This is a genomic window from Pseudomonas sp. GL-RE-26, assembly GCF_019956275.1.
Classification (GTDB): Bacteria; Pseudomonadota; Gammaproteobacteria; order Pseudomonadales; family Pseudomonadaceae; genus Aquipseudomonas; species Aquipseudomonas grandcourensis.
Genome location: NZ_JAHBDI010000004.1, coordinates 1 through 19,911 on the forward strand (window position 1 = coordinate 1; position 19,911 = coordinate 19,911).

Consider the following 19,911-nt stretch of genomic DNA (forward strand, 5'->3'; position numbering starts at 1 on the left):
CGCCCCGCGGCACCGCCCCCCCATAGTCGGGGAAAGTTGCCCGCGCCATAACGTCCGGATTTGCCGCCAACGATTGCGCCAAGGCCTTTACTGCGGGCTTCTTACGGGCGTTTTCGCCGATTGGTATGGAAGTTGCCAAACACCCATGCCAACTGGCCCACCCCAAGGGGCAGGTACTTCGACAGAGGGAATACTCATGCACCCGTTACTGTGCAAAACCGCGACTGCCCTGGTTATCACCGCTCTAGCCCAAGGCATTGCCCAGGCAGCGCTGTTTGCCGTAGATCCCGGACCCTACCTGCCAGCCAATGGCAACTTCGCCTCCTGGTATCAAGACAGCCATGGCCGAACCCTTGACCTGTGTTTATCAAAGGCTGTCAGTTCCAGGGTTTCCAGCGCACCAGGCGCCCCGACTTACATGTGCTCGCTGATCCCTAATCCCGGCATTTTCGATGACACCCAACCGTTGGTCTTCCCGACCAATTTCCCCGACGAAGCGTTCTGGGCCACTGGCGAAACGACCATTGTCGATGCCGCCCGAGGCATTGACCTGACTTATGTCTCGGCGCTCGAAGCAGCCTTCAGTGGTGGGGATCCACTGGACGGTGACCAGATCAGCTTCGCCCGTATTCGTGTTCGCATCGACGTGCCCACCGCCGGCACTTACGTCATCACCCACCCCTACGGCGTCGAAGTGTTCAACGTCGACACTCCCGGCCGGCGGGCGATCAACATGACCCGGGACATCGGTATCGGTGCGCCAAAAACCTACAATGGCGCGCTCAAGGGCGACGTCGGGCCGTTCCTGCGCAGCGTCAATGGCCCCTACGCCGAGACCAACCCGAGCACTGGCCAGGCCGAACAGTTCGTTGGCGATCCGAACCTCACCGAAGCCGTCACCGGCAGCCCGTTCAACACCAACTACGTGCGCATCGAAGGCCCCAATGGCCTGGACTTGCGCACCAACCTCTTCGCCGTATCGGGCAAGTTGTCGAAGGTAGTCCGGCCGACCCCGGTAATCGCCGAGCGCAGCACCTACTCGCGACAAGCTGGCACCAGCGCCCCGGTGGCCCAACAGGACGTGTTCGTGATGGCCCCGCCGCCACCGGCCACCGTGACCCTGGACAGCAACAATCCGGTGTTGAACTTCACCGAAGCGAACACCACCGGCCACTGGTATGCGCAGTCGCCGAACAATCCGACGCTGCCGAGCACCTTGCAGGTGACCGCCGACAACCACCTGGCCATCGCCAGCAGTACGCCGACAACCCTGCCCATGCCGCTGACCGACCTGGTGACGATCTCACGCGCCGAGTACAGCCTGAGCACCGGGCAAATCACCATCGTGGCCTCCACCAGTGATGAAACGTCGCCACCGGTGCTCACCGCTACCTCCGGCACCGGCATCGCCATCGGCGCCCTGAGTGGTGACGGCGCAGTGAAAAGCCTGGCCACCGGCATCTCGCCGATTCCGCCAGCCCAGGTTCGTGTGTCGTCCTCCAATGGCGGCAGCGATACCGAAGAAGTGGTCATCGTGCAATGAACGCCCACATGCCCAGATCCTCATCAGGAGGCATCATGAACAAACGGCCACGCCTGGCGCTCAACGCCCTGGGACTGACTCTATCGCTCACCGGCAGTGCTTTCGCGCAACTCGCCGCCGTCGATCCCGGCCCTTACACCTTTGCCACCGGGAAATTCCCGATCTGGTACCAGGACAAGAATCTGCTGTCGATGGAGCTGTGCCAGTCACGCGCCGCCAGTTCGCGGGTGGGAGCCAGCGTGCCACCGGCCTACATGTGCACCCTGCTGCCGACGCCGGGCATTTTCGACGACACCCTGCCGATGGTGTTCCCGGATAACTGGCCAGACGAAGCCTTCTGGTTCCTTGCCGAGACCAGCATCCCCAACAACACCGCCGGCTACGGTATGGACGCCTATGTCGCCGGGATCGAGGCTGCATTTGCCGGCGGCAACCCGCTCGATGGCGACCAGATCAGCTTCGCGCGGATTCGTCTGCGGGTGAACATTCCCATTGCCGGGACCTACACCATTACCCATCCCTATGGCGTGGAAACGGTCAACGTCACCACCCCCGGCCGCCGGGCGATCAACATCACCAGGGACGTCGGCATCGGTGCGCTGGGGGTTTTCAGCGGTGCGGTCAACGGTGCGATCGGGCCGTTCCTGCGCAGCGTCAACGGCCCCTACACCGAGGTGAACCCGGACACCGGCGCTGTCGAAACCTTCGTCGGCGACCCCAACCTCACCGAAGCCGTGACCGGCAGCCCCAACAACACCAACTTCGTGCGCATCCAGGGTCCGGCCGGGACCCTCCAGACCAACCTCTTCACCCTGTCCGGCAAGGTGCTCGACAACCGCGCGCAAACCGCGGTGGACATGACCCGTGCCACCTACCGCCGCATAGCCGGCACCGGCGGCAACAACACCCGGGTCGAAGTGTTTGCCAAAGCCGCCAACGGTTCGACCCTGTGCTTTCGCGAAAGCATTGCCCTGGTCCCCGGCCCGCCTGTGTCGCCTTGCCAGACCAACATGGTGAGCGACAACAACGGCGTGTTCTTCGCCCAGCATCTGCTGGCCAACGGAACGGTGCCGCCGGTCGTGGTAGTCACCGCCACCAACCCCGCCGGGACCACCCGCCCGACCGCGGTGTCGAGCAAGCTCTCGGACGTGGTGAAAATCCAGACCGCCCGTTACAGCTGGAGCAACCACAGCCTGCTGATCGAGGCCACCTCCACGGACGAAGTGGTGGTACCGGACATGGTCGCCCAAGGTTACGGGCGGCTGTCGAAAACCGGAATCCTGCAACGCCTGACGGTGGCTGACCTGACCCAACCCCCTGCAACCGTTACGGTCAAATCCGCCGCCGGCGGCAGTGACACCGAGCCCGTTGTCGTCGTGGGCACGGCGCCGGACACCGGTGCGAACCAGGCACCGATCTCCGTCGCCGATACCGGCGGCACCAGCTTCGGCGTGCCGATCACCCTCAACCTGCTGGCCAACGACAGGGACCCGGACGGCAATACGCCGCTAAGCATTACCGCGCTGACCCAACCGGCCACCGACCAGGGCTCCGTGGCATTGAGCGGCACTACGGCGGTGGTCTACACCCCTCCCGCTGTCGTCAACGCGCCACTGACCACGACCTTCACCTACAAGGCCCAGGACGTCAAAGGCCTGGCCTCGACGACAGCGGCAACCGTGACCATTACCGTGGCGCCTAACCGGCCTCCGGTGGCAGTCGCCGATGCCGTCACGACACTGGGTGTGGCGATTCCAATCAACGTGCTGGCCAACGACACCGACCCAGAAGGCAATGTGCCACTCTCGGTCGCCAGCTTCACTCAGCCACCGGCAAATCGCGGCACCGTCAGCAGTAACGGCACGGTGCTCACCTATACCCCACCGGCCACCTTCACCACGGCCTTCACCACAACCTTCACCTACATCGCCCGGGACAGTTTCGGCGCCCAGTCGACGTCGCCGGCCACGGTCACGGTGCAGGTCTCGCCACGCCCTGCTGCGGAAACCTTCGCAGTGACCACCGCAACGGTGAGCGCCCGCTCCAATAACCGCTTCACCTGGAACTTTGCCGGCACCTCATCGGTGACCACCGGCAACACCATCACCATCAAGGTCACCACGCCGACCGGGCTGGTCACCCTGGGCACCACCACCGTACCGGTGAACGGTCGCTGGCGGTTGACGGTGAACAACACCACCACGGTCGTTCCGTCGGCGAACCCGACCGCCACGATCACCTCGTCCCAAGGCTCCGTGCGGACGGTGCCGGTGATCGCCAACTAAGCCTGCGCCCCATTAGCCACGTTGGTTGATGGGGCAGGCTTGAACCCTATGGATAACTGCGGCCTCGGGTGGGGGCCGCGGTTTTTTTTACCGAGTGCATTGATGGAAGCAACCCAGCGGTGGTCTGGCTACCATCACTGGAGCAGTGCCCAACCAAGCTCAATCCAATGGGCTGGGACAACTGCAAGTGAATGGTTGGCTCGTAAGCCGCCATCGTCGGAACGCCGCCCGGACCAAGCTCGCTCCCACAGGTACTCAGTACACTTGAAAGATTTCGATCGGCTGGCAGGCCCCCATCGCGAGCAGGTCGGATCGCCGCACCGTCGCGCCTACAGAAAAGCAAAGGCAGAGCGGCGTACACCAATGCTCTTCACCACTCATCAGGCCGAGCGTTAGCTCGCCTGCAGCTTTTGATCTTGATCCACCCGCCCCCTCGGAAGGCTGAGTGGAGGCGTTCATCCGGGGGTAGGCGCGCAGCGCCGTTCGGCGAAGCCGAACACATCGAGAGGAGGTCGAGCGAAGCCGACCGGAGGCGATGCCCCCGGATGAATGCCGGAGCGAAGGAACCCCGAGCCCAAGCGAGGGGCCGTACGTTCGGGGCGAGACCTTTTGGTTCCTTTTGGGGCGTCTGCCAAAAGGGACTCGCCGTAAGGGCGAAACCATAAGAAGCCGTTACTAAGGAAACGGATATGCACTCAGACCCACAACCTGATCGACGAGTCCCGTCAGTGGCACACTGGCAAGAGGCGCTGACTGCGCGGTGTGTTAAAGGGACGACTAGCCCACCAGCCGCCCGGCCAACGCCTTGGCCTGGCTCGCCACATCGGTGACGGCGGTACTTTCCCACCACATGCCGCGCAACGGTGGGCCCATGGCAAACAGGCGACTGGCGGGCTGGCCCTCGGCGTTCAGGACCGCGCCATCGACCTCTGCGGCGATGCCCAGAGCCAACGGCCCCGGTCGGACCAGGCCACGGGCGAGCAGTTGCCGGGGCAACGGCCGCGCGACCCGGCGCCAGTCGTATTCGATACCGCTGGAGTTGATCAGGGCTGCACCACTGACCACGCAGGTCTGCGCCTCGCCGCGCCGTCGAAGGCGAATACTCACCTCGCCATTCAGCGATGGCTCAAGGCCCTGGTAAGAGGCTGCGTGAATACGCAACCGCCCTTCTTTATACAAGCGCTCCACCAGTTCGGCGCTCAAGGGTGGCGAGCGGTGGTGATGGCTTTCCCACCACGGCCGCACATGCCGCACGAACTGCCGGCGCTGCACATCCGTCGCCTGATGCCACAAGCGGCCGATGTGTGCCCGCACCGTGTCCAGTGGCGCCTGCCAGTCGATGCCCTGGGCGATGGCGTCCCGGCAGTGCCGACGCAGTTCGCGCATTAACTGGCGGGGTGTGCGGATGCTCTGATCCTCGGCGAGAAAGTCCACCCAGGCCGGTGGCTGGCGACGCACATGGGGCAGCAGGCCATGACGGGAAAACACTTCGATCGGGCCACGATGCCCGGCCTGTTCCAGGGACACCACGGCGTCGACCATGGTCAGGCCCGAGCCGATGATCATGACTGTCGATTGCGGATCGAGCCGTTGCATGGCCGCCACGTCCCACGGATCGAGGGCCGCCGCATTCAAGCCGCTGGACCGGGTTTGTGGCGTGCGCGCGGCGGGAAACATCCCGGTGGCCAGTACTGCAAAAGCGCCCTGCACGCATCGGCTGTCGCTCAAGGTCAACCGCACGGCGTCGGCATCGGCTTGCAAATCGACCACTTCGGCCTGCACATGCTCGACCGTCGAACCGTTCAAGGCGCCCACCGCCTGCGCTTGTGCCAGGCGCTGCCGGGCGTACAGGCCGAAAATCCCCCGTGGCGGAAACAGCTCGCTGATCGGCACGTGTTGCTGATCCGACTCCGGCCAGCCGCCCGCCTCGATGTACTCGGTCAACCATTGGGTCAGGTCGTCGGCGTTGTCCGGGTCGACACTCATCCGCGCCGCATTGCCGTTAAGGGTATGGCCCAGTTCCACCGCGCTGTAGGCTTCGCCCCGGCCCAACTCGGCCCGGGGCTCGATCACCAGCACCCGGCGCCGGCCCGGCAAACGCATCAACTGCGCCGCCAGCATCGCGCCACTGAGGCCGCCGCCGACAATCAGGATGTCGGCGTCATTGATCAAGCTCTGGCCCATCGTGCACTCCCTGTTCAGATCACCACATTACGCACAAACTTCGCCGCCACCGCCCCGTCGTTGCGATAACAATGCGGCTGGTTACTGGCGAACATGAAGAATTCACCCGCCGCGATATTCTGCGCCTGGTCGCCGAGCATAACGGTCAGGCAACCTTCGAAGACATAAATCTGCTCGCTCCAGCCATCGGCATCCGGCTCCGACGGATACACCTCGCCCGGTTGCAGGCACCATTCCCACTGCTCGACTTCGCGGCTGGCGTGGGCCTTGGAGAGCAACACCGCCCTGCTGCCGGGGATGGTGCCGGTCCAGGCCAGCTCATTGATACGGCTGGGATCCCGGGCGTCGGGGGCCTGGATCAAATCACTGAAGGCGACGTCGAGGGCTTCGGCGACGCGATCGAGGGTGGTCAGGCTGACGTTCTTTTCCCCCGCCTCGATCGCCACCAGCATGCGACGGCTGACACCGGACTTTTCCGCCAGCGCCGTCTGGCTCAGGTCGGCGGCATGGCGCAAACGACGGACATTTTGACTGACGTGCTGGAGGACCGATGCCCGTTGGGTAGAATCTTTGTGCACTATATTGCTCACTGAGTGGGGTTGGGCAGTATACTGCGCAACATACGACGCATTGTGCGTCCCCCTCCAGTAGCGTGCAAGGTCATGACGTCGGCGAACTCCCCAAAGGCTTCCTCCCGTTTTACAAGGTTCAGCAAGGCCGAATGCGTGCTGGTGCTGATCACGATGGTCTGGGGCGGTACCTTCCTGCTGGTACAGCATGCGATGACTGTCAGCGGCCCGATGTTTTTCGTCGGCCTGCGCTTTGCCGCCGCCGCGAGCATCGTCGCCCTGTTTTCCTGGCGTCACCTGCGCGACCTGACCCTGTTCGAACTCAAGGCCGGGACGTTTATCGGCGTGGCGATCATGCTCGGCTACGGCTTGCAGACGGTCGGGTTGCAGAGCATTCCCAGCAGCCAATCGGCATTCATTACCGCGCTGTACGTCCCGTTTGTGCCGTTGCTGCAATGGCTGGTGCTGGGGCGGCGTCCGGGGTTGATGCCGAGCATCGGCATCATGCTGGCTTTTACCGGGTTGATGCTGCTGTCCGGGCCGTCCGGTGCGTCGTTCAATTTCAGCCCCGGTGAAATCGCCACCTTGATCAGCGCCGTGGCCATTGCGGCGGAGATCATCCTGATCAGCACCTATGCCGGCCAAGTCGATGTGCGCCGGGTGACGGTGGTGCAATTGGCGGTCACTTCAGCGCTGTCGTTCCTGATGGTGGTGCCGACCAACGAGGCGATTCCGGACTTCTCCTGGTTGCTGCTGTGCAGCGCGCTGGGACTTGGGGCAGCAAGTGCGGCGATTCAGGTGGCAATGAACTGGGCACAGAAAAGCGTGTCACCGACCCGCGCCACGCTGATCTATGCCGGCGAGCCGGTATGGGCCGGGATTGTCGGGCGCATTGCCGGGGAACGCTTGCCGGCCATTGCCCTGGTCGGGGCCGGGTTGATTGTAGTGGCAGTGATTGTCAGTGAATTGAAGACCAAGGGTAAGGCGGCTGAGCAGGAACTGGAGCAGGAGCAGGAGCAGGAAACACAGTGATAAACCGCAAACTCTGCATTGCCAGATAGACCGCCATCGCGAGCAAGCCCGCTCCCACAGGTTCAGAGTTGTTCACATAATTTGTGAACGACGCGGACACTGTGGGAGCGGGCTTGCTCGCGAAAGCGTCGGCACAGGCGAACCCCTCAACCAGAAACAATGTGAATCAGGGCATTTCCGTCTACCGTGTAGGATTCTGCGACAGCTTGGCGTTTGTTGATCCGGGAGCTGGCACGTATAATGCTTCACAAACTTCCGCAGATTAGAAGCCTATGTCCCTGATAGTTCTACTGCTTCTGCCTTTCATAGGCAGCTGTTTGGCGGCCGTGTTGCCGCACAATGCACGTAACGCCGAATCCCTGCTGGCTGGCCTGATCGCCCTGATTGGTACTCTTCAGGTCGCCTTCCTGTACCCGCAGATCGCCGATGGCGGCGTCATTCGCGAAGAGTTTTCATGGCTGCCCAGCCTGGGCCTGAACTTCGTCCTGCGCATGGACGGTTTCGCCTGGCTGTTCTCCATGCTGGTGCTGGGCATCGGCACCCTGGTTTCGCTGTACGCCCGCTACTACATGTCGCCGAACGATCCGGTGCCGCGATTCTTCGCGTTTTTCCTGGCCTTCATGGGCGCCATGCTCGGGCTGGTGATTTCCGGCAACCTGATCCAGATCGTGTTTTTCTGGGAGCTGACCAGCCTCTTCTCGTTCCTGTTGATCGGCTACTGGCACCATCGCGCCGATGCCCGGCGCGGTGCCTACATGGCGCTGATGGTGACCGGTGCAGGCGGTTTGTGCCTGCTGGCGGGGGTCATGCTGCTCGGCCATGTGGTCGGCAGCTATGACCTGGACAAGGTCCTGGCCGCCGGCAACCTGATTCGCGCCCATGCCCTCTACCCGATCCTGTTGCCCCTGATCCTGATCGGCGCCCTGAGCAAAAGTGCGCAGTTTCCCTTTCACTTCTGGCTGCCCCACGCCATGGCCGCGCCGACGCCCGTGTCGGCGTATTTGCACTCGGCGACCATGGTCAAGGCCGGGGTCTTCCTGCTCGCGCGGCTATGGCCGTCGCTGTCGGGCAGTGAAGAGTGGTTCTACATCGTCAGCGGCGCCGGCGCCTGCACCCTGTTGCTCGGGGCGTATTGCGCGATGTTCCAGAACGACCTCAAGGGATTGCTGGCCTACTCGACCATCAGCCACCTGGGCCTGATCACCCTGTTGCTCGGCTTGAACAGCCCCCTGGCCGCCGTCGCCGCAGTGTTCCACATCCTCAACCACGCGACGTTCAAGGCCTCGTTGTTCATGGCCGCCGGCATCATCGACCACGAAAGCGGCACCCGCGATATCCGCAAACTCAGCGGCCTATACAAGTTGATGCCGTTTACCGCCACCCTGGCCATGGTCGCCAGCGCCTCGATGGCCGGCGTGCCGTTGCTCAACGGTTTCCTGTCCAAAGAGATGTTCTTCGCCGAAACCGTGTTCATCAATGCCACGCGCTGGGTCGAACTGAGCTTGCCGATCGTGGCAACCATTGCCGGTACCTTCAGCGTCGCCTACTCCCTGCGTTTCACCGTGGATGTGTTCTTCGGTCCGCCCGCGACCGACCTGCCCCACACGCCCCACGAGCCACCGCGCTGGATGCGCGCACCGGTGGAATTGCTGGTATTCACTTGCCTGCTGGTGGGGATCTTCCCGGCCCAGATAGTCGGCCCGCTGCTCGCGGCGGCGGCGCAACCGGTGGTTGGCGGCACGCTGCCCGAGTACAGCCTGGCCATCTGGCACGGCCTGAACGCGCCGATGATCATGAGCCTGATCGCCTTGTCCTGCGGCTCCGTGCTTTATCTGCTGCTGCGCAATCAATTCAAGCGCGGGCGCTTCGACCGTCTGCCCGTCATCGGTCGCCTGGACGGCAAGCACCTGTTCGAATACGCGCTGGTCGCCATCATCCGCCTGGCCCGTCGCCTGGAGCCCAGGATTGGCACCCGGCGCCTGCAAATGCAGTTGTTCCTGGTGGTGTTCGCCGCCGTACTGGCCGGGTTGATCCCCATGCTGCACAGCAGCCTTCACTGGGGTGACCGGCCGAAAATTCCCGGGTCGATCGTGTTCGTCACCTTGTGGTTGCTGGCCATCGCCTGCGCCCTCGGCGCGGCCTATCAGGCCAAGTACCACCGGCTCGCGGCCCTGACCATGGTCAGCGTCTGCGGCCTGATGACCTGCGTCACCTTCGTCTGGTTTTCCGCGCCGGACCTGGCCCTGACCCAACTGGCGGTCGAAGTGGTGACCACGGTGCTGATCCTGCTTGGCCTGCGCTGGCTGCCACGGCGGATCGAAGAAGTCTCGCCGTTACCGGGCAGTCTGCGTCGAGCGCGGGTGCGGCGTATCCGCGACTTGCTGCTGTCGACCTCGGTCGGTGTCGGCATGGCGCTGCTGGCCTACGCCATGCTGACGCGCCAGACCCCCAACGACATTTCCTCGTTCTACCTGAGTCGCGCCTTGCCCGAAGGCGGTGGCAGCAACGTGGTCAACGTGATGCTGGTGGATTTCCGTGGTTTCGACACCCTCGGTGAAATCACCGTGCTGGTGGCCGTGGCCCTGACCGTGTATGCCCTGCTACGCCGTTTCCGCCCACCGAAAGAAAGCCTTCAACTACCGGCCCAGCAACGCCTGCTCGCCCCGGACGTGGTCACCGACCTGGTCAACCCGCGCCACGCCAGCGACACCGCCCTCGGCTTCATGATGGTGCCGGCGGTGCTGGTGCGCCTGCTGTTGCCGGTGGCGCTGGTGGTGTCGTTCTACCTGTTCATGCGCGGGCACAATCAACCGGGCGGCGGCTTTGTCGCCGGGCTGGTGATGTCGGTGGCGTTCATCCTGCAATACATGGTCGCCGGCACGCAGTGGGTCGAGGCGCAAATGAGCCTGCGGCCACTGCGCTGGATGGGTACGGGACTGATGATTGCCACGGCCACCGGGCTGGGGGCGATGCTGGTCGGCTATCCGTTCCTGACCACCCACACTTGGCATTTCTCGTTGCCGCTGCTGGGTGACATTCACCTGGCCAGCGCGCTGTTCTTCGACATCGGCGTGTACGGCGTGGTGGTCGGCTCGACCCTGTTGATCCTCACCGCCCTCGCCCACCAATCGGTGCGCGGCCACAAAACCGCCGCCCAGCCCAGATCCGTTGCCGCCAAAGGAGCCATCTGATGGAAGAAGTCATCGCAATCGCCATCGGCGTACTGGCCGCGTCCGGCGTCTGGCTGATCCTGCGCCCACGGACGTTCCAGGTGGTCATGGGCCTGTGCCTGCTGTCCTACGGCGTCAATCTGTTCATCTTCAGCATGGGCAGCCTGTTCATCGGCAAGGAACCGATCATCAAAGACGGCGTGCCGCAGGATCTGTTGCACTACACCGACCCGCTGCCGCAGGCACTGGTACTCACGGCGATCGTCATCAGCTTCGCCATGACCGCGTTGTTCCTGGTGGTGCTGCTGGCCTCCCGGGGCCTGACCGGCACTGACCATGTGGATGGCCGGGAGCCCAAGGAATGATGGCGATGACTCACCTGATCGTCGCACCCATTCTGCTGCCGCTGCTGACCGCCGCGATCATGCTGATGCTCGGCGAGAAGCACCGGCCGCTCAAGGCGAAGATCAATCTGTTCTCCAGCCTGCTCGGGCTGGGCATTGCCCTGGCATTGTTGCAATGGACACAGACCACCGGCGTGCCCGGTTCCATCGGTGTGTACCTGCCGAGCAACTGGCAAGTGCCGTTCGGCCTGGTGCTGGTGGTCGATCGCCTGTCGGCGCTGATGCTGGTGCTGACCGGCATCATCGGCGTCAGTGCCCTGCTGTTTGCCATGGCACGCTGGGACAGCGCAGGCTCGAGTTTTCACGCGCTGTTCCAGATCCAGTTGATGGGCCTTTACGGCGCGTTCCTCACCGCTGACCTGTTCAACCTGTTCGTGTTCTTCGAGGTGTTGCTGGCCGCGTCCTACGGGTTGATGCTCCACGGCTCGGGCCGGGCGCGGGTGTCGTCGGGGCTGCATTACATCTCGATCAACCTGCTGGCCTCGTCGCTGTTCCTGATTGGCGCGGCGCTGATCTATGGGGTCACCGGCACGCTGAACATGGCCGACCTGGCGGTGAAAATCCCGCTGGTGTCCGAAGCTGATCGCGGCTTGCTTCACGCCGGCGCGGGGATCCTGGCCATCGCGTTCCTGGCCAAGGCCGGCATGTGGCCGCTGAACTTCTGGCTGGTGCCGGCCTATTCCTCGGCCAGCGCCCCGGTGGCGGCGATGTTCGCGATCATGACCAAGGTCGGCGTCTACACCTTGCTGCGCCTGTGGACGCTGCTGTTCTCCGCCAAGGCCGGGACTTCGGCTTTCTTTGGCGGCGACTGGCTGATCTACGGCGGCATGGCGACCATCGTCTGCGCCGCCATTGCGACCCTCGCCGCACAACGCCTGGAGCGCATGGCCAGCCTGAGCATCCTGGTGTCAGCGGGCATCCTGTTGTCGACCATCGGTTTCTCCCAGCCGAACCTGGTCGGCGCGGCGCTGTTCTATCTGTTCAGTTCCACCCTGGCGTTGAGCGCCCTGTTCCTGCTGGCCGAACTGATCGAGCGCTCGCGCTCGGCCAACGAAATCCTGCTCGAAGATGAAGCCGAACTGCTGCCCCGGCCACTGGAATCCCTGCACCCACCCAAAGGCACCAACCTCGACGACGACCAGAAAGCCGTGGTCGGCCAGGTGATTCCCTGGACCATGGCGTTTCTCGGCCTGAGCTTCATCGCCTGCGCCTTGTTGATCATCGGCATGCCGCCGCTCTCGGGCTTTATCGGAAAACTCGGTTTGATCGGTGCCCTGCTCAATCCCTTGGGCTTGGGCAACAGCGGCGAAGCACCGATTTCCAACGCCGCGTGGGGCCTGCTAGTGCTGTTGATCGTGTCCGGGCTGGCATCGCTGATCGCGTTCTCGCGCCTGGGTATCCAGCGCTTCTGGACGCCAGCGGAACGGCCATCGCCCCTGCTGCGACGCTTGGAATGCGTACCGATCTTCGCCCTTCTGGGCTTGAGCATTGCGCTGACCTTCAAGGCCGATCCGCTGCTGCGCTACACCCAGGCCGCCGCCGATGCCTTGTACAACCCGCAGCAATACGTGATGGCAGTGCTCGACACGCGCGTCGTACCGAACCCATCGGCCGTAGCGGCCCCGCAGGAGGTGCAACCATGACGCGCCTGTTTCCGGCACCGCTGCTGTCGCTGGCCCTGTGGCTGCTGTGGCTCCTGCTGAACCTGTCTATCAGTCCCGGCAACCTGCTGCTGGGTGCTGCGCTGGGGTTCTGTGCGCCATTGATGATGCGCAGACTGCGTCCGTTGCCGGTGCGCATCCGTCGTCCCTGGGTAATCCTGCGCCTGGTCCTGCTGGTCGGGCGCGATGTGCTGGTGTCCAACCTCGCCGTGGCCTGGAGCGTGCTCAATGCCGGTCGCCGCCCGCCCCGCTCGCAATTCATCAAGGTGCCGCTGGACTTGCGTGACGCCAACGGCCTGGCTGCGCTGTCGATGATCACCACGGTGGTGCCCGGTACGGTCTGGTCGGAGCTGGCGCTGGACCGCAGCATTCTGCTGTTGCACGTCTTCGACCTGGACGACGAGGCGCTGTTCATCCAGCACTTCAAGACGACCTACGAACGTCCGTTGATGGAGATCTTCGAATGAGCCCGTTGCTGTCGAACGCGATCCTGCTGAGCCTGTTCTTCTTTTCCCTGGCGATGATCCTGACCCTGATCCGCCTGTTCAAGGGGCCATCGGCCCAGGACCGGGTTCTGGCGCTGGACTACCTGTACATCGTCGCGATGCTGATGATGCTGGCGTTGGGTATTCGCTATGCCAGTGACACCTACTTCGAGGCGGCGCTGCTGATCGCCCTGTTCGGTTTCGTCGGCTCCTTCGCCCTGGCGAAATTCCTGCTGCGTGGTGAGGTGATCGAATGAATACGCCATTGTCGTTGTGGGTGGAGATCCCGGTGGCGATCCTGCTGGTGCTCGGCAGCCTGTTTGCATTGATCGGCGCCACGGGCCTGCTGCGCATGAAGGACTACTTCCAGCGCATGCACCCACCGGCCCTGGCCTCGACGCTCGGGACCTGGTGCGTGGCGCTGGCTTCGATCATCTACTTTTCGACGCTCAAGTCCGCGCCGGTATTGCACGCCTGGCTGATTCCGATCCTGCTGGCGATTACCGTGCCGGTGACGACCTTGCTGCTGGCCCGGGCGGCCCTGTTTCGCAAACGCATGGCCGGGGATGATGTGCCGGCCGAAGTGAGCAGCCGGCGGACGGAGAGCGGTAGTTAGACCAAGGATTAGTATTGACTGGACCGGCCTGTCTCAGACCCAGGCCACCGCCAACAACCCTGCCCCCAGCACCACACACAACGGCGAGTAAACCCAGGTGTCGAGCCGGGCGAACTTCGAGCCTTTGACCTCTTTGAAAAAACCCACCAGGTCCGAATCGCCAATGGCCCGGGCAAACAGCAAAATCGCAATCGCGCTGATCACCCACTGCAACGACCAGTGATGCAAGGGTGGCAGGCACCAACCCACCCGCAAGCACACCAGCACGGCAATCAACAGCAATAGCCCGGCCACCACCAGCGTGATCCAGCCTCTTGGCTTGAACGCCGGCCTCAGTTGCGCAGTACCCTCCTGTGGTACCTGCGGGACCGCCGCCACCGCCGCCCACTCGCCACCCAACGCCCAATACACATGCACCAGACTGATCACGGCGAAGATCGTCACCAGCGACTGAGCCAACAACAGGGTCATGGTTCAGAGATCCTTGAAAGGGATATGAACAGAACAGGCTAGTCGGCTTTTCCTGAAGTGCGCGGCCGAGTGCAAGACCAATTACTCATACCGGCGCCAGCTCACATTCCGGCGGAGACTTTATCCGCCACGTCCTTGGACAGCCAGGCCCGCCAGACGTCCGGATGGGCCTTCATGAACGCCTCGGCCGCCTGGCGCGGCGGTGTATGTTTCTCGCTCATCTCGGCCAGCGCCTTGTTTAGCGGATCGATCGGAAACTCGACCTTGGCAAAGAACTCGGCTATCTGCGGATATTGCTTCTGGAAGGGAGTGGACACACCGATCGACAACTTGGAGGCCAGGGAACGGGTCGGCCGTGGATCGGGGTTGTCGGCGTCGGTCAAGGTCTTCCAGGCTTCGGCGTCGAACGGTGGCTCTTCGAGTTGAATCAGCTTGAAGCGGCCGAGCAACGGCGTGGGCGACCAGTAGTAAAACAGCACCGGCTTGCCACGATGAATTGACGAACTGATCTCGGCATCCAGTGCCGCGCCCGAACCGCTGCGGAAGTTCACGTAGCTGTCGTCCAGCCCATATGCCTTGAGCTTCTGCTTGTTGACCACTTCCGAGGTCCAGCCGATAGGGCTGTTGAGGAAACGTCCCTTGGTCGGGGCTTCCGGATCCTTGAACACGTCTTTGTATTTCGGCAGGTCGCTGACACTGCGCAGGTCCGGCGCCAGCGGCTTGATGCCCTTGGCCGGATCGCCCTTGATCACATACTCCGGCACCCACCAACCTTCGGTAGCACCCTTGACCGTGTCGCCGAGGCTGACGACCTTGCCTTCGGCTTCCGCCTTGACCCACACCGGGCTGCGACCGGCCCACTCTTCGCCGATGACCTGGATGTCATTGTTGGCCAGCGCGGTTTCCAGGGTGATGGTGGTGCCCGGCAAGGTGTCGGTCGACAGCCCGTAGCCCTTCTCGACAATGATGCGCAGGACATCGGTAATCAGGCTACCGCTTTCCCAGTTCAGGTCGGCGAAGTGGATCGGCGCCTGGGCGGCAGACACCGGGACAGGTGTCGCCAGCACACCGAAAGTGGCCAGGACAGCGGCCAGCAACCGTCGAAATCCGTTCATGCTTTTGCACCTCGTGCTGTTCTCAGCAATAGCAGGATGGCCTGGCAGTAGACCGCAAAGCCTCTGAATACTCAGTCCACTGACTGTAGTAGAGGTTGCTGCTTTCGAGGTGCGTGGATCAGTTTTCGCAAGTTTCCTGCAAACGTATCAGCTCTCGTCTGACCATGCTGGCGTATGGCGCCGGTTGCAGTTGGTAAAGCTGTGACGCCACCCAGTTCAGCCAGGTTCCCTGCAGAATGGTCTTCTGCCCGAACAGCCGCCGCGCTTCGTCTTGAGCGCTGGCCAGGTTCTGTTCGTGGAAGTCGGCGCGGGTCAGGGACATCACTCGCTGGCCTTGAAGGTCACCAGCTCGCCCTTGCGCCACTTGGCCGCCTTGGCAGTCACGGCCTTGAGGGTCTTGGTCAGGCCTTCCTGCAACTGTTGATGGGCAGCGAACACCATCACCACGCTGTGACCTTCCTTGAACACGATCCCCTGGCCGTCGGCCGTGGTCACGAAGGCGTAGTCGCCAATTCCGTAAACCGTCAGCTTGATGTCGCGGAACTTGATGTCCAGCTTGCCGCCTTCGCGACTGGGCAGCACGGACGCGCTGAAATGGTCGCCGACCTTGAGCTTGAGTCCGGGCTTATCGTCCACCACCAGGGCTGATTCGGTGTCGATTTCGGCAATATAAATGCCTTCAGCGTTCTGTTCGGTGATGTAAACGAAACGTGACTGAAACTGCTTGACCAGCTTTGCGCGCAAATCACCCAGCACAAACAAAGCATGCATATCGAGATTACTTACTGCCAAGGAAACATCCCCACATCTGAATAATGGTGCCGTGCGCGAAAAATGAACGCACAGCCAAAAAAGCGGCAATGCCGAAGGTGTAGCCAAAGAACCCGGGTTGAAGCCCTGAATGAGCAGTGCACTCATTCATCACGAAGATTGAGAAGACTACTGGAACGTCACTCGCGTCGTCCTGACTGGTGTTCGTCACAGGCTGAAGGAAAACACCCTTCCTGCTGCCAGAAAATTATGGACTATCAACTTCGGGGAAAAATCTCATCAAGAAAAAAACTTTTCCTACATATCGTCCGCAAAAAATTGCTTTAGATAAACATCATTCACCCACCAGTGAGGGTGATTCTAGAGCAGCGATGCTCTTGGCGACTAGCCAAAACGACGTACATACGTCGGTAAAACAATGAAAAGGACTTCATATGTGCACGCTGACACACTTTGCCTATCCCCTGGTGCCTGACTCGAAACCAGCACCGACCCCGCACCCGACACGGTTCTGCCTTCATGAACCGGCTCCCGATGCCCCGCCCCGCCCGCGATTTCAGGTGGTAATGGCGGGGATCGCCTTCTTTCACATCAAGGATATTTCTACAGGCTGTGTAAGAGGTTTCCGAGCTAATCATAACGAAGCCTGTGCCCTCGCCCGGTTTCTTGAATCACACGGTTGACATCCCACCGCGCTCGCTTCTATCGACGTTTCGTCTGCCCGCCGACTTATCTCAGCCGTCGACGGGCAACTGCTGCCATACTGCCCGCCCAATAAAACGGATCCGCAAAAAAATCGGGTTGCGTTGACAACAATGTATTTCCAAGGGAAGTCTGCAACGTGACGGAATTTGATATCGGCGAGTTTTTTATCCGGGGTGAAGCCAGAGAAGTCGAGGGTGAATTCCAGGCCGTGATTGTCATGCGCGCCAAACCACCGCTCAAGACCGTGACCTATCACCAGGTCGAAAAGGATCGCTGGTTCAAAACCCCGGATGTCGCCGCCATTGCGGCCCAGGAATCGGCCCGGGAACTGAAGGCCGCGGTCGATGCGGGTGCATTGAACGCCTGATGGTCGGGTTGGCGGTCTATGCTCATTGTTGCACTTGAACATCGTGATCGAACCCTACCGGTGCGGCGCCCTCGAATCCAGGGTGCGCCTCGTCCCTCGACCCGACTGATGACCTGCAAGGAGATGAAGATGGAATCACCGACCCACGACTTGAAAGGCCTGTTCGACCAACTCGGCCTGGACTCCAGCCAGAAAGCGATCGACGACTTCATTGCCGGCCATTTCCTGCCTGACGACAAGAAACTCATCGACGCCGAGTTCTGGTCACCGCAACAGGCCGGCTTCCTCAAGGAACAACTTCGCGAAGACGCCGACTGGGCGCGGGTGGTCGACGACCTGAACCTGCGCATGCACCAGACCCACTGACAACCTCAATGCAGGCTGCCGGGCGTTTCGGCGCTCAATTGCGCCAGCCAGGCGGCCTTGCACTCTTGCGCTTCGTCGCGACTGGAGAACGCCGTGCCCCGGCGTTCGCCATTGAGCAGCACGACCCAGCAAACCTTGCGTCCCATGGAGCGAAGATTGGCAGGTACCCTGCTGCCGATCATGACCGCGACATCAACTTTGCCTTGCATGCTGACCTCCCGAACTTCATTAGCAACCTAATTAGTAGGTATGTTAATTAGTTTTCCGGCGAGGAAACAGCAATACCCTGCACAGGTTAATTGCAGAATTTGCAACAATCACCTGGTAGCACGGCGTTTCTAGCGCGGCTTTTCCGGTTTGTAGCCCAGGCGCAAACCACCCCAATGCCGGCCCTTGAGCATGATCGGCACCGAAAGATCGTGCATCAACTCGCCGGTATCACGGGTATAGGTTTGCAGCAGCACGGCCTTCTGATGGCTGCCGCAGCGGATCCCGGTGCGGTCAGCGAACTTGCGTTTTGTCCGGTTCTGCAAGGCATCGACCTGCGCATCTCCCGTCAAAGGCTGGCTGAACACCTTGTTATGGGTCGGCACATAACCCTGTTGGGTGCAGGCGATGGCGAACACCAATCCTTCGTGACGCGGTAACAACGGCTCTTGAATCGCTGGCAAAACCTGATCGGTGTAGCGATCGAAACGCGTCTGGTACTTGGCGGGGCTGGTATTGGGGATGACCTGATAATTGCGGTCGAACAGATCGTCGAGACTGACTCGACCGGCATCGATATCCGCTTCGAAACGCGCTGCAATCTGGCTCGCGGCGTCCCGGGCCAGGTCATAGATGCGCTGGTGATAGTCATCCAGCCCCACTTCGGCAAGACGCTCGCTGATGGTTTCGGCTTGCCCTTCCATTTGCGCCGCCGCCTGGGCCAGGCGCTGAGTCTGCTGGTCGCTGACCACCAGATCGCTGCGCATCTGTTCGATGGCGTGAAACAGGCTGTCGAGTTGCTCACGGTTGATGTCTGCCCCTTGGGCGATTTCTCCGACCTGGGACTCGACGCTAGCCGCCAGTCGGGCAATGTTCTCCAGGTGCTGCCCCGTGCGTTCTACCTGGTCGACACCGGAGTCCAGGTCGCTGGACAGTTGGCGGATCTGCTCCACCACCTGCGCCGTGCGATGCTGGATGTCGGCCACCATTTCGCCCACCTCCCCCGTAGCGGTCGCCGTGCGTGCGGCGAGCCCGCGAACCTCGTCGGCCACCACGGCAAACCCGCGACCGTGCTCCCCCGCCCGCGCCGCTTCTATCGCTGCGTTCAACGCCAACAAATTGGTCTGGCTGGCGATGGATTGAATCACCAGGGTTACCCGCTGGATATCATCGCTGCGCAGGCTCAAGGCTTCGATCAGTTCACGGCTGTTGCTGGCGCGCTGGCTGAGCTGATGCATGCGCGCAATGGACTCGATCAATTCCGTACGCCCGACCACTCCGCTTTGATGGGCCTCGCTGGCGGCACTGAGCGCCTGGCGACTGAGCGTCGAGGTGGCCTGTTCCGTGGCGATCATGACCTCGGCATTGCTGACGATCTGTGCCGCCGCCTTGAGCTGCGATTGCAGTTTGTCCGCCAGTTGCCGAACCGAAAACGCCACACCGGCGGCTGACAGTGCGTTATGGCTGGTGGTGCAGGAAAGATCGCGAGTCAACTCGCCGATGGCATCGGGGTTGGCGGGGGCAGCAGCCTCAGGGGACGCGCGCGAGCGCAGGCGAGGCAGCCAGACAATCAATACGGCCAGGGGCAGGCCAAGGTAGAGCGGCCACTTGCCCAGCGTCATGCCACTTAACAACAGCATCAGGGCGATGCTTTGCAGCGTTGGCGTCAGCCAGCGGTTTTTCGGCAACAGCATGGGTGCGGGCACTGCCGCAACCAGAGACCCGTCTCTCGTCATCATCGTCACCCCGTAAAGCTTCTAATTGTTGTCTTCGCATTAAACGCCACCATAAAGCCATTATCCATGAGCCTTTAGTCGCGAACGTTGCAGCAGATCAATAGAAGAACCGGGAAATCGAAGACGGCAGAAAACAAAGATCGCAGCCTGCGCCAGCACCCTACTTCAATTGCGTAGGAGCTGGCGCAGGCTGCGATCTTTTCAAAGACAGCCCATATTGATGG

Annotated in this window: 20 protein-coding genes; 12 read left to right on the forward strand and 8 right to left on the reverse strand. The window is 62.0% G+C overall.

The window, feature by feature from the left end; all coding sequences use genetic code 11:
- Positions 1 to 196: 196 nt before the first annotated feature.
- Entirely contained in the window at positions 197 to 1,543 is a 1,347-nt protein-coding gene (locus tag KGB07_RS02610; protein WP_046043645.1) for a hypothetical protein, read from the forward strand.
- Positions 1,544 to 1,578: 35 nt separating this feature from the next.
- Positions 1,579 to 3,828 carry an Ig-like domain-containing protein gene (locus KGB07_RS02615; protein ID WP_223464445.1) on the forward strand — a complete coding sequence of 750 codons (2,250 nt, stop codon included), beginning with the start codon at positions 1,579 to 1,581 and terminating at the stop codon, positions 3,826 to 3,828.
- A 777-nt stretch (positions 3,829 to 4,605) separates the two neighbouring features.
- On the opposite strand, the gene KGB07_RS02620 is transcribed toward KGB07_RS02615, so the two are convergent.
- Positions 4,606 to 6,012 carry an FAD/NAD(P)-binding protein gene (locus tag KGB07_RS02620; RefSeq protein ID WP_223464446.1) on the reverse strand — a complete coding sequence of 469 codons (1,407 nt, stop codon included), beginning with the start codon at positions 6,010 to 6,012 and terminating at the stop codon, positions 4,606 to 4,608.
- A gap of 14 nt (positions 6,013 to 6,026) precedes the next feature.
- Positions 6,027 to 6,590 (reverse strand): helix-turn-helix domain-containing protein, encoded by a 564-nt coding sequence (locus tag KGB07_RS02625; protein WP_046043640.1) that lies wholly within the window; start codon positions 6,588 to 6,590, stop codon positions 6,027 to 6,029.
- 84 nt (positions 6,591 to 6,674) lie between these two features.
- Here KGB07_RS02625 and KGB07_RS02630 point away from each other — a divergent pair, with 84 nt between their 5' ends.
- From KGB07_RS02630 to KGB07_RS02660, 7 genes are all read left to right on the forward strand, one after another.
- Positions 6,675 to 7,613: a DMT family transporter gene (locus KGB07_RS02630; RefSeq protein ID WP_223464447.1), complete on the forward strand. Its 939-nt coding sequence runs from the start codon at positions 6,675 to 6,677 to the stop codon at positions 7,611 to 7,613.
- Between the two features lie 272 nt (positions 7,614 to 7,885).
- The gene (locus KGB07_RS02635; protein ID WP_223464448.1) at positions 7,886 to 10,804 is read left to right on the forward strand and encodes a monovalent cation/H+ antiporter subunit A; all 2,919 of its coding nucleotides are present in this window, start codon (positions 7,886 to 7,888) and stop codon (positions 10,802 to 10,804) included.
- Complete coding sequence (locus KGB07_RS02640; RefSeq protein ID WP_007986256.1) at positions 10,804 to 11,148, forward strand: Na+/H+ antiporter subunit C; 345 nt, start codon at positions 10,804 to 10,806, stop codon at positions 11,146 to 11,148. Before KGB07_RS02635 ends, KGB07_RS02640 begins: the two co-directional genes overlap by 1 nt.
- Positions 11,145 to 12,830 (forward strand): monovalent cation/H+ antiporter subunit D, encoded by a 1,686-nt coding sequence (locus KGB07_RS02645; RefSeq protein WP_223464449.1) that lies wholly within the window; start codon positions 11,145 to 11,147, stop codon positions 12,828 to 12,830. Before KGB07_RS02640 ends, KGB07_RS02645 begins: the two co-directional genes overlap by 4 nt.
- Entirely contained in the window at positions 12,827 to 13,315 is a 489-nt protein-coding gene (locus KGB07_RS02650; RefSeq protein ID WP_046043634.1) for a Na+/H+ antiporter subunit E, read from the forward strand. Before KGB07_RS02645 ends, KGB07_RS02650 begins: the two co-directional genes overlap by 4 nt.
- Positions 13,312 to 13,590 carry a K+/H+ antiporter subunit F gene (locus KGB07_RS02655; protein WP_007986253.1) on the forward strand — a complete coding sequence of 93 codons (279 nt, stop codon included), beginning with the start codon at positions 13,312 to 13,314 and terminating at the stop codon, positions 13,588 to 13,590. Before KGB07_RS02650 ends, KGB07_RS02655 begins: the two co-directional genes overlap by 4 nt.
- Positions 13,587 to 13,949: a Na+/H+ antiporter subunit G gene (locus KGB07_RS02660; protein WP_046043633.1), complete on the forward strand. Its 363-nt coding sequence runs from the start codon at positions 13,587 to 13,589 to the stop codon at positions 13,947 to 13,949. The genes KGB07_RS02655 and KGB07_RS02660 overlap by 4 nt, the downstream gene beginning before the upstream one ends.
- 33 nt (positions 13,950 to 13,982) lie before the next feature.
- Here KGB07_RS02660 and KGB07_RS02665 read toward each other — a convergent pair whose 3' ends face one another.
- From KGB07_RS02665 to KGB07_RS02680, 4 genes are all read right to left on the reverse strand, one after another.
- The gene (locus KGB07_RS02665; protein WP_046043631.1) at positions 13,983 to 14,420 is read right to left on the reverse strand and encodes a DUF3995 domain-containing protein; all 438 of its coding nucleotides are present in this window, start codon (positions 14,418 to 14,420) and stop codon (positions 13,983 to 13,985) included.
- A gap of 101 nt (positions 14,421 to 14,521) precedes the next feature.
- Positions 14,522 to 15,535 carry an ABC transporter substrate-binding protein gene (locus KGB07_RS02670; protein ID WP_046043629.1) on the reverse strand — a complete coding sequence of 338 codons (1,014 nt, stop codon included), beginning with the start codon at positions 15,533 to 15,535 and terminating at the stop codon, positions 14,522 to 14,524.
- 118 nt (positions 15,536 to 15,653) lie between these two features.
- Positions 15,654 to 15,857 carry a hypothetical protein gene (locus tag KGB07_RS02675; protein WP_223464451.1) on the reverse strand — a complete coding sequence of 68 codons (204 nt, stop codon included), beginning with the start codon at positions 15,855 to 15,857 and terminating at the stop codon, positions 15,654 to 15,656.
- Positions 15,857 to 16,327 carry a hypothetical protein gene (locus KGB07_RS02680; protein WP_007986246.1) on the reverse strand — a complete coding sequence of 157 codons (471 nt, stop codon included), beginning with the start codon at positions 16,325 to 16,327 and terminating at the stop codon, positions 15,857 to 15,859. Before KGB07_RS02680 ends, KGB07_RS02675 begins: the two co-directional genes overlap by 1 nt.
- A gap of 413 nt (positions 16,328 to 16,740) precedes the next feature.
- Between KGB07_RS02680 and KGB07_RS02685 the strand changes: the two genes are divergently transcribed.
- The 3 genes from KGB07_RS02685 to KGB07_RS02695 all read left to right on the forward strand — a co-directional run bounded on the left by KGB07_RS02685 (position 16,741) and on the right by KGB07_RS02695 (position 17,744).
- The gene (locus KGB07_RS02685) at positions 16,741 to 16,989 is read left to right on the forward strand and encodes a hypothetical protein (protein WP_080925406.1); all 249 of its coding nucleotides are present in this window, start codon (positions 16,741 to 16,743) and stop codon (positions 16,987 to 16,989) included.
- A gap of 158 nt (positions 16,990 to 17,147) precedes the next feature.
- Positions 17,148 to 17,378 (forward strand): hypothetical protein, encoded by a 231-nt coding sequence (locus KGB07_RS02690; RefSeq protein ID WP_008052572.1) that lies wholly within the window; start codon positions 17,148 to 17,150, stop codon positions 17,376 to 17,378.
- A 129-nt stretch (positions 17,379 to 17,507) separates the two neighbouring features.
- On the forward strand, positions 17,508 to 17,744 hold the full coding sequence (locus KGB07_RS02695; protein WP_015094504.1) for a DUF2789 domain-containing protein: 237 nt from the start codon (positions 17,508 to 17,510) through the stop codon (positions 17,742 to 17,744).
- 5 nt (positions 17,745 to 17,749) lie between these two features.
- On the opposite strand, the gene KGB07_RS02700 is transcribed toward KGB07_RS02695, so the two are convergent.
- Positions 17,750 to 17,953, reverse strand: coding sequence for a hypothetical protein (locus tag KGB07_RS02700; RefSeq protein WP_223464453.1), 204 nt, complete (start codon positions 17,951 to 17,953; stop codon positions 17,750 to 17,752).
- A gap of 129 nt (positions 17,954 to 18,082) precedes the next feature.
- Positions 18,083 to 19,690: a methyl-accepting chemotaxis protein gene (locus KGB07_RS02705; RefSeq protein ID WP_411741523.1), complete on the reverse strand. Its 1,608-nt coding sequence runs from the start codon at positions 19,688 to 19,690 to the stop codon at positions 18,083 to 18,085.
- Positions 19,691 to 19,911: the final 221 nt, after the last annotated feature.

Bases quoted from the DNA above. Each gene is read 5' to 3' on its own strand.
- KGB07_RS02650 (WP_046043634.1), top strand. From the start codon at position 12,827: ATGACGCGCCTGTTTCCGGCACCGCTGCTGTCGCTGGCCCTGTGGCTG.
- KGB07_RS02615 (WP_223464445.1), top strand. From the start codon at position 1,579: ATGAACAAACGGCCACGCCTGGCGCTCAACGCCCTGGGACTGACTCTA.
- KGB07_RS02640 (WP_007986256.1), top strand. From the start codon at position 10,804: ATGGAAGAAGTCATCGCAATCGCCATCGGCGTACTGGCCGCGTCCGGC.
- KGB07_RS02635 (WP_223464448.1), top strand. From the start codon at position 7,886: ATGTCCCTGATAGTTCTACTGCTTCTGCCTTTCATAGGCAGCTGTTTG.
- KGB07_RS02630 (WP_223464447.1), top strand. From the start codon at position 6,675: ATGACGTCGGCGAACTCCCCAAAGGCTTCCTCCCGTTTTACAAGGTTC.
- KGB07_RS02675 (WP_223464451.1), bottom strand. From the start codon at position 15,857: ATGTCCCTGACCCGCGCCGACTTCCACGAACAGAACCTGGCCAGCGCT.
- KGB07_RS02705 (WP_411741523.1), bottom strand. From the start codon at position 19,690: ATGATGACGAGAGACGGGTCTCTGGTTGCGGCAGTGCCCGCACCCATG.
- KGB07_RS02660 (WP_046043633.1), top strand. From the start codon at position 13,587: ATGAATACGCCATTGTCGTTGTGGGTGGAGATCCCGGTGGCGATCCTG.
- KGB07_RS02655 (WP_007986253.1), top strand. From the start codon at position 13,312: ATGAGCCCGTTGCTGTCGAACGCGATCCTGCTGAGCCTGTTCTTCTTT.
- KGB07_RS02695 (WP_015094504.1), top strand. From the start codon at position 17,508: ATGGAATCACCGACCCACGACTTGAAAGGCCTGTTCGACCAACTCGGC.
- KGB07_RS02670 (WP_046043629.1), bottom strand. From the start codon at position 15,535: ATGAACGGATTTCGACGGTTGCTGGCCGCTGTCCTGGCCACTTTCGGT.
- KGB07_RS02700 (WP_223464453.1), bottom strand. From the start codon at position 17,953: ATGCAAGGCAAAGTTGATGTCGCGGTCATGATCGGCAGCAGGGTACCT.
- KGB07_RS02685 (WP_080925406.1), top strand. From the start codon at position 16,741: ATGTGCACGCTGACACACTTTGCCTATCCCCTGGTGCCTGACTCGAAA.
- KGB07_RS02645 (WP_223464449.1), top strand. From the start codon at position 11,145: ATGATGGCGATGACTCACCTGATCGTCGCACCCATTCTGCTGCCGCTG.
- KGB07_RS02620 (WP_223464446.1), bottom strand. From the start codon at position 6,012: ATGGGCCAGAGCTTGATCAATGACGCCGACATCCTGATTGTCGGCGGC.
- KGB07_RS02610 (WP_046043645.1), top strand. From the start codon at position 197: ATGCACCCGTTACTGTGCAAAACCGCGACTGCCCTGGTTATCACCGCT.
- KGB07_RS02665 (WP_046043631.1), bottom strand. From the start codon at position 14,420: ATGACCCTGTTGTTGGCTCAGTCGCTGGTGACGATCTTCGCCGTGATC.